Annotated in this window: 3 protein-coding genes and 1 pseudogene; 1 reads left to right on the top strand and 3 read right to left on the bottom strand. The window is 62.1% G+C overall.

All coding sequences use genetic code 11. From position 1 onward, the window contains the following. Positions 1–228: 228 nt before the first annotated feature. The 3 genes from ABX749_RS14285 to xylB all read right to left on the bottom strand — a co-directional run bounded on the left by ABX749_RS14285 (position 229) and on the right by xylB (position 6669). A complete protein-coding gene (locus tag ABX749_RS14285) occupies positions 229–4185 on the bottom strand; it encodes a protein kinase (protein WP_372896569.1) in 3957 nt (1318 codons plus the stop codon). Next, positions 4176–4961, bottom strand: coding sequence for an enoyl-CoA hydratase/isomerase family protein (locus ABX749_RS14280; RefSeq protein ID WP_145212341.1), 786 nt, complete (start codon positions 4959–4961; stop codon positions 4176–4178). Before ABX749_RS14280 ends, ABX749_RS14285 begins: the two co-directional genes overlap by 10 nt. Positions 4962–5145: 184 nt before the next feature. Beyond that, positions 5146–6669: a xylulokinase gene (gene xylB / locus ABX749_RS14275; RefSeq protein WP_145212339.1), complete on the bottom strand. Its 1524-nt coding sequence runs from the start codon at positions 6667–6669 to the stop codon at positions 5146–5148. A gap of 178 nt (positions 6670–6847) precedes the next feature. Between xylB and ABX749_RS14270 the strand changes: the two are divergent. Further along, a pseudogene (locus tag ABX749_RS14270) lies at positions 6848–7809 on the top strand (hypothetical protein); the annotation flags it as partial.

Here is a 7809-nt window from a genome sequence, read left to right as displayed (position 1 = left end):
CCGATCCCGTAGTCTTGCAAGCGTTGGATCAAGTACTGTGCGATCGAAACGTTGGCAGTCACACGCCGAGTCGACGCGGTGGAAACGGGTTTTGACATCGCCGATTGAGAGGCATCCATCGCAAAAGTCTCCCTGGGGAAGCCTAGTTCGAACTTTCCTTTATTTTAGGCGAGGGAGGCATTGCTGTGCATGCCGATCGCCCTGCACCGCGTGACCGACGGCAACTGGTCACTCGATCCGCGTCACTTTTATTTCATCCAACAGGACACTTCCAAATTCCGGGTCGGCGACTTCGATGCGGATTTCCAACGGATCGATCGACGTGTCGGTGCGCCGAATCGAAAACTCGCCGGCCCGACGCGTCCAGGTGTCGCGCTCGCCCGCCAATTCCAGACGCACCAGTTCGGCTCCCGCGTGACGCACCACAAGTTGTGCCGTTTGCCGGTCTGCGTCTTTCGATTGAACCCGTGCCGTGACGCGATAGTCCTGTCCCGTTGTGGCGGGGATGGTTTGAGACAATGCCCAATTGCCGGTGGGCCGCTCGCGTTCGGTGCGGCGAATCGTCAAACACGAATTGCCCGATTTTGCAACGTCTGACACGACGGCCAAGGGAGGGCTGCCGCCGAGAATCTGTTCGCCGGAATCGCTGGACTGGCTGACCGATTCGAGTCGCCAATAGGTTTCCAAAGGCAGTTCGAAATCGCTACCAAGCAGCGGCAACGTGGCGGGCGGGCGGTCACTGGCCGAGTCGACGATTTGGTTGACCGAAGCGATCGGCAGCGACGCGATTTGGTCGAGGAAGTTTTTTAACGCTTGGATCTGATCGAGTGCCTGTTGTTTCTCGCGTTCGTCGGGCGCCGAGCGGGCACGCAGCAGCAACCGCCTGGCTTCGGTGCGAGACAGATCGATAAACCGGGAAACGTCACAGGCCGGGTCGAGCGTTCGGGCGGACTCGATCGCCGCGAGCGCCCGGTCCAACGCTCCGCGTCGCAATTCACGTTTCGCCAATCCGAACCAAGCGGTCGAACGATGCCGCTGGGAAACGGCCGCCTCGATGGCGGCACGGTACCATTTGTCGGATTGCTCCAGTTGCCCGCTGTACGTTGCTTCCTGGCCGGCGTCCTGCGTCGATCCCTGAGCATCGATTTGTTCGGCGACGCGTGCGGCGCCGATCAGCGAAACGGTATCGGTCGGTGACAGACGAATCGCGTTTTCAAAATGCCGCTGCGCCGTTTCCCAAGACGGGGCATGGAAGGCGCACCAACCGGCGATCTGGTGGGCGCGTGAGTTGTCGCCGTCCAACTCGATCGCTTTGGCCGACCAGATCCGCGCGGGCTCTCGATTGCCGCGAGAATACTCCAGCGATGCGATCAGTGACGCGCGGCGACTGGCGGCGCGATCCGGGCCGGTCAGGTTGGCGAGGCGGTCGGAATCGCGGTAGGCGAATTCAATCGCTTGTGCGCGTCCGCGGAGATCGTCCAGTCGCACCAGCGGGCCATCCATCGTGTCTTGCAGGTCCAGACCCAGTTCGACGGCCTGGAAAAAGGCTTCGATCGCCGTGTCGGTCTGGCCGAGCTCCGCAGCGGTCGCCCCGACATGCCAGTACACCCAATGCGCGTCCGGCTTGAGTCGCTTGGCTTGGCTGGCATCACGAAAGCTGGTCTGCAGAAGTTCCTTGGCGCGGGGCCGGTGGCTGGCGTGGGATTTCGGATGATCGCGTAGCAAGACGGCTTGGCGGAGCGCGACGGTGGATCGATCGGCGAACACAAACGCGGCGCCGGGGCGAATCGCGATGCAGCGTCCATATTCGCCGCGCGCGAGTTCGTAGTACAACAGGGCGTTGTCGAAGTCGTCGTTGGATTCGGCCCGCTGCGCCTTCAAGTAATACGCTTGGGCAATGGTCAGGTGGATCCAGCAGTCATCCGGTGCCTGGTCGGAAACGCGTCGCAGCGACTCCAATGCGACGTCGAGTGCGCGGTCGGCGGGATCGTCGTCGCTCGGTTCCATGAACGCCTCGCCGTAGTTTTTGAACCAGGAGCGGTAGTTGACATCGACGCTCGCGATCAGGCTGAAAATCGCCATCGATCGACCATCGGCTGGATTTCGGGGCGGCCCCAGTTCGGCCGGCTCCACGCGTTTTCCGCCGTTGAGCCGGAACGAGGCGATGCTTCCCAACCACCGAGCCGATTCGCTGCGTCGGAATGATTGGATCCGTGTGGTCAGCTCCATCGCTGCCCGCGCTTCCCGTTTGCCAACGCCGGACGACAAGTAGCTGCGAATCAACTTCAACGTACTCGGTGATCCGCCATCGGAGTCGCCGCCCATCGCGACAACCATTTTGGTCACGTACAACGAATTCAGGGCGGTCAAGATACGATAGACCTGCCAACGCAGCCGGTCGCGTTGCAGTGCGGTCAGATCCTCGTCCGGCAAGTCGTCCCACCACGTGTCGCTTTTCCAGACGCCCAACTCATCGAGTGAAGCTTGCAGCAAGACTGCGGCTTCGGTGTCGCGTGCCAAGTGGTCCAGATCTTCGCCTTCACGCTGCAGCGCATGAAACCGTCCTAATCGCTGCAGCCGATCGCGGCGGCTGATCAGGGATTCACGTTGCCCGGCCAGCGAGTCATGGTGTTCCATTCGATCGATGGCGACACCGACCAGCGCGGCGGCGTCCGCATAGCGGCTTTCCGCCAGCGCCGCTTCGCTGCGTTGGAGCGCGGCACCGGACGCCGCCACCGCCTCCAGCCGACGTGTCTCTTCTTGAAACCGGATCTCACGTTCTTTTTCGGTTTCGATTCGCGCCGCTTCCATCGCGCGGCGGTTCATCTCACCCCGCACCATCACACCGGCGATGGTGCCGACAAACGTCAGCAGCAAACCGACCGCCAGTGCCGCGGTCCAGGCGCGGTGATTGCGAGCCCAACGCAGCGTCCGTTCGATCGGAGGATCGGTGAACACGCTGATCGGTTGATCGGCCAGATACTTTTGCACGTCCTCGGCCAGGTCGCCGGCGGAGGCGTAGCGCTGGGACATCCGCGTGGCCATCGATTTCAAGATGATCGCTTGCAGGGCGCCGGGGATCTCGTGACGCACTTTCGTCGGTGGATCAAATCGGCCTTCGATGATCCGATTGAAAGTGGACTGAAGATCGGCTTCACCGGCGTGCGGCGCCTGCCCGGTCAGGATGAAATAGAGCGTCGCGCCCAAGCAATAGATGTCCGCGGCCGGTCCGATCTGGTCGATCATCCCCGCCGCCTGTTCCGGGCTCATGTACCGGGGCGTGCCGAGCGTGGTGCCCTGGCAGGTTTCATCGACGGAGGAATCATTTTGGTTGGCCAGAGAAAGCGTGGCATCGATCTGTTGGTCGATCTCTTTCTCGGTACCCGGTGAATCACTGGGACGCACCGAGGGGTCCAGCCATTTGGCGAGCCCCCAATCGACGACCAGCGTTCGCCCATAGGTCCCCAACATGATGTTGGCGGGTTTCAAATCGCGATGGACGACTTGTCGCGAGTGGGCGTAGTCGATCGTCTGGCAGACATCGACAAAGTGATCGAGGATCTTGCGTAGCGATGCGGTGTCGTACCAGCGTGGCGATCGATCTTGGGAGGCCAGTGCTTGCGGAGTGACGGGGCGATGCAGCTGTTCTTCGACGACCTGTTGCAGGGTTCGTCCGCGGATGAATTGCATCGCGTAAAACGGCCGTCGGTCGGCTTGCTGACCGAGGGCGTAAATTGGGACGACGCCGGGGTGTTCCAAAAAGCCCGTGATTTCGGCTTCACGTCGAAACCGCGCGGCGGCATTGAAATTTCCGGACCACTCCGGACGCATTTGTTTCAGCGCCACTTCGCGTCCGAGTTGCCGGTCCCAGGCCACCCAGACTTCGCCCAAGCCGCCGACGGCGTGCTTGCTTCGCAGTTCGAACCGGTCAGCGGAATCGTCGGAGGTGTCACCGGTTTCCGCGATGCCGTCTTCCGCCAGGCCCGCCGGTCGGTCACCGCCGCCTAACAGCCCTGAGGCAAGAAAGCTGGCGTCGTCGGCGGACTCCAGTGCGGCCAGCAGCGAGTCGACCCGTTTTCGCAGCGATTGATCCGCCCCGCAGGCCGCGGCCAGATAGACATCCCGTTCGACCGGGTTGTCCAGGCTGATCGCGTGGGTGGCAATTTCGTCGACGCTCAGGGCCACTGGGGAATCCGTTTTTCGACGAACGCTCGAATGCCCTCGGCCGCCGATTCGGTGTTGCACACCGTCGCCCCGGTCGCGGCGCCGTTGGTCAAATTGGTCAGCAAGGTCTCGCCGATACTTTCATTGAGCATCCGCTTGGTCGCTTGCAGCGATTCCCGTGGTGCCGCGCCGCAGCGTTTGGCCCACGCGGTCGCCGCGATCCAGATTTGGCTCGCCGGGACGACTTCGCAGCACATTCCCAACCGATACGCTTCGGCGGCATCGAGCGGCGCGCCGGTCAATAGCATCCGCGCGGCGATGGCCGCGCCAAATCGGAAGGACAGCAGTGGTGCGGTCAATCCGCCGATCAATCCCCGCTCGGCCGCGTTGGCCGTCAGTTCCGCGCGGTCGGACATCACGATCATGTCCGCGGCCAGGGCGATGGCCAGTCCGGCGCCGATCGCTTGGCCATCGACCGCGGCGATCACGGGTTTGGGGAAACGCAAGATCGTCTCACACAATTCGGTCAGCTCACGCCAGACTTCGAACCATTTGACCTGGGCGTCGATCGGTTCCAGCTCGGCGACTTTGGCGAACGCTTTGAGATCGACGCCGCTGCAAAAATGGTCGCCTTTGCCGGTGATCAGCACCGCGCCGACGCGGCGTTCCTGGTGCACGTCCGACAGCGCCAGACTGAGATCGGCGATCAATGCCGAATCGAGTGCATTGCACACCTCCGGCCGCTTGAGCGCCAACGTGGCGACGTGGTCGGTGATGGTCAGTTCGACGTGTTGCATGATGTCTGGTTGGATGGCGGGGATGATCCGATGCCCGTCGGTTGGCTGTATGAATTAGCGGAACGGCGCGAGCCGTCCGGTTTCCGTGTGACGTACCGGAGGGCTCGCGCCCAATACCGCTAACAATGCACAAACCGTTTCGTCCCAACGGGTCAATCGATCGGTGCTTTCCTCTCGCCGGACGTCACTGTTGAAGTCCGGCCAGCGTTTGCATCGAGTCTTTCAGGTCGTGGTAAAGTTTTCGGTAGACGGGGAACAACTCGTTGTAGGCCTTGACGGATTTTCGATCGGCGGGCGTTTGCTCGGCGACTTCGATGGTCGCTTTGCAGGCCGCTTGGACGTTCTTGTACGCGCCATCGCCGACGGCGGCCAACAGTGCGACGCCATAGGCCGGTCCCTGTTCCACTTTCAGCGTCGTGATCTTTTTACCAAACACGTCGGCTTGCATTTGTCGCCAGAACGGGTTTTTGCTGCCGCCACCGGAGGCGCGGATTTCGCGGACGGGGACATCCAACGAGGTGATGATTTCCAGACTGTCCCGCAGCGCAAACGTGATGCCTTCCATCACGCTGCGAGTCATCGAACCGCGGGTGTGCGTCAGATTCAATCCGACGAACGCGCCGCGCGCCTGTGGGTCGGCGTGCGGTGTGCGTTCCCCGTTCAAGTAAGGCAGGAACAACAATCCGTTGCTGCCGGCGGGACAGGCTTGCGCTTCGGCGGTGGCGGCCCGATAAACGTCGCTGCCGCCCATTCCGGCCAGCCCTTGCAGCACCGATTCGACCCACCACTGCAGCGATCCGCCGCTGGTCAAGTTGACGCCCATCATGTGCCAGGCGCCGTCGACGGCGTGACAAAACGTGTGCAGACGTCCGGCCGCGTCGTATTGCGGTTGGTCGCTGTGGACAAACATCACGCCGCTGGTTCCGATCGAGGTGCTGAGCACACCTTTTTTCACGACACCGTTGCCGACCGCGCCGGCGGCACAGTCGCCCGCGCCACCGACCACCTTGCAATCGGTGGTCAACCCCAGCGCCTTGGCGGCCGCCTTGGTCAACGTCCCGGTCACTTCATGGCTCTCCACCACCCGGGGCAGCAGATCGGCATCGAGCCCGAGTTTGGAAAGCAGCGGGGCGGACCATTTTCGATGGACGACGTCCAAGAACAGCGTGCCGCTGGCATCGCTGACTTCGGTCACGTAATCCCCGATCAGACGTCGCCGGATGTCGTCCTTGGGCAACAGGACTTTGGCCAAGGCATCAAAGTGTCGTTTCTCGTTGTTCCGCAGCCACAATACCTTGGGCGCTTGGAATCCTGTCAGGGCGGGATTGGCGACCAATTTGATCAAGCGTTTGCGTCCGCCGGCGGCAGATGTGATCTCGTCGCACTCGGCCGCGGTGCGCTGGTCATTCCACAATAGCGCCGGGCGGATGACGTTGTCGTCGCGGTCCAAGAAGACGCTGCCGTGCATCTGGCCGCTCAACCCGATCGCTTTGACGTCGTCCGGTTTGCAACCGGACGACCGCATCACCGCCCGCACCGTCTTGACCGTCGCTTTCCACCAGTCCTCCGGGTCCTGCTGCGTCCAGCCCGGTTTCGGTTGCTCCATCGGATACGTCGCATCGGCTTCCGCAATGACTTTTCCGCTCTCGTCGATCAGCAGCGTCTTGGTGCCGCTGGTGCCGATGTCGATTCCCAAATAATGACTCATGATGCGCCTACTAGAAATGAAACTTTCCTACCGAACCCGATCCCGGGGTGCTGCGTATGTTATCGCGCCGCCGGCAAACTGTAATTTCCATCGTCTTCTGACGGGAATGGTTTTGCCAAAATGTCTCGCACGCACGCCCGATTACCGAGAAATGCCGCTTCCCTCGCGGCCAGCCGCCATGTCTCGTGACTTTCGCTCCCGTCCAATCGATCGCCGCACGGCGGTCTCGATTCTCGCAGCCTCGGTGGTGGCCGGATGCGGTGACTCCGGCATCAAATCCACCGGCACGGGGGCTGACAGCGCAACCTCATCGGCCCAGCAGGCTCGCTCGGAGGTGCCGCTCCGCATCCTGATCGCGGGCAGTTTGCTCTCCGACGGCCAATCCGTTGCCGAGTCGATTCGTGTGGCCTGGTCGATGACGCAAGACCAGCCGCTCAAAATCGAAGTGTTCGACGGCTCGGTTTCAGCCGGACCGGTGTCCGACGAGTCAGCGGAGTCTTCGTCGTCTGACGGCGCGGTGGGGAAAAGTCGTGCGACCGATTTCGCGGCTCAGATGCTGCTTGCCGACGTCGCGATCGCACCGCAAAGCTATCTCGGTGAAATCAGGGCACAGGACGCGGCGGTCCGATTCAGTGACGAGCTGCTGAAGGAATACCAGACCCAGTACGGAAAACCCTTCCCCGCCGTGATCAACGGACTGGGCGATTACGGCGGAAACACCTGGGGCATCGCCGTCGGCGCCAAAGTGCTGGCCCTGTTGGCGCTCGAGTCGGAAGTCCAATGTGATTCCTGGGCCGCCTATCACGATTGGGTCGAGCAGCTCGACGGGAAAGCCGCCGAACCGCTGGCGCCCGGCTGGGCCGGATCCTCGTTTCTCAATCGCTGCGCGTCCACGTTCACGCGTCGCTGGTTGTTCAACCGCGCGACGATGAAACCGGAGATCGATTCCGAAGACTACGTTGCCGCGTTGGAACAACTTGCCGCGACCGCGAAACAATATCCCGATTCCGCGATGACGCCCGGCCAGATCTGGCATGCCATCCGTCGCGGTGAACTGGCCGGCGGGATCGGCTATGAAGTCCCCGATGCCGTCAACGACGCGGAGTCGGATCAGCGAACTGCAGACGGCCGCGAAGAATT

The sequence above is a fragment of the Stieleria sp. genome, assembly GCF_041595215.1.
Lineage (GTDB): Bacteria > Planctomycetota > Planctomycetia > Pirellulales > Pirellulaceae > Stieleria > Stieleria magnilauensis.
This window is presented reverse-complemented; position numbering and strand designations above follow the sequence as displayed.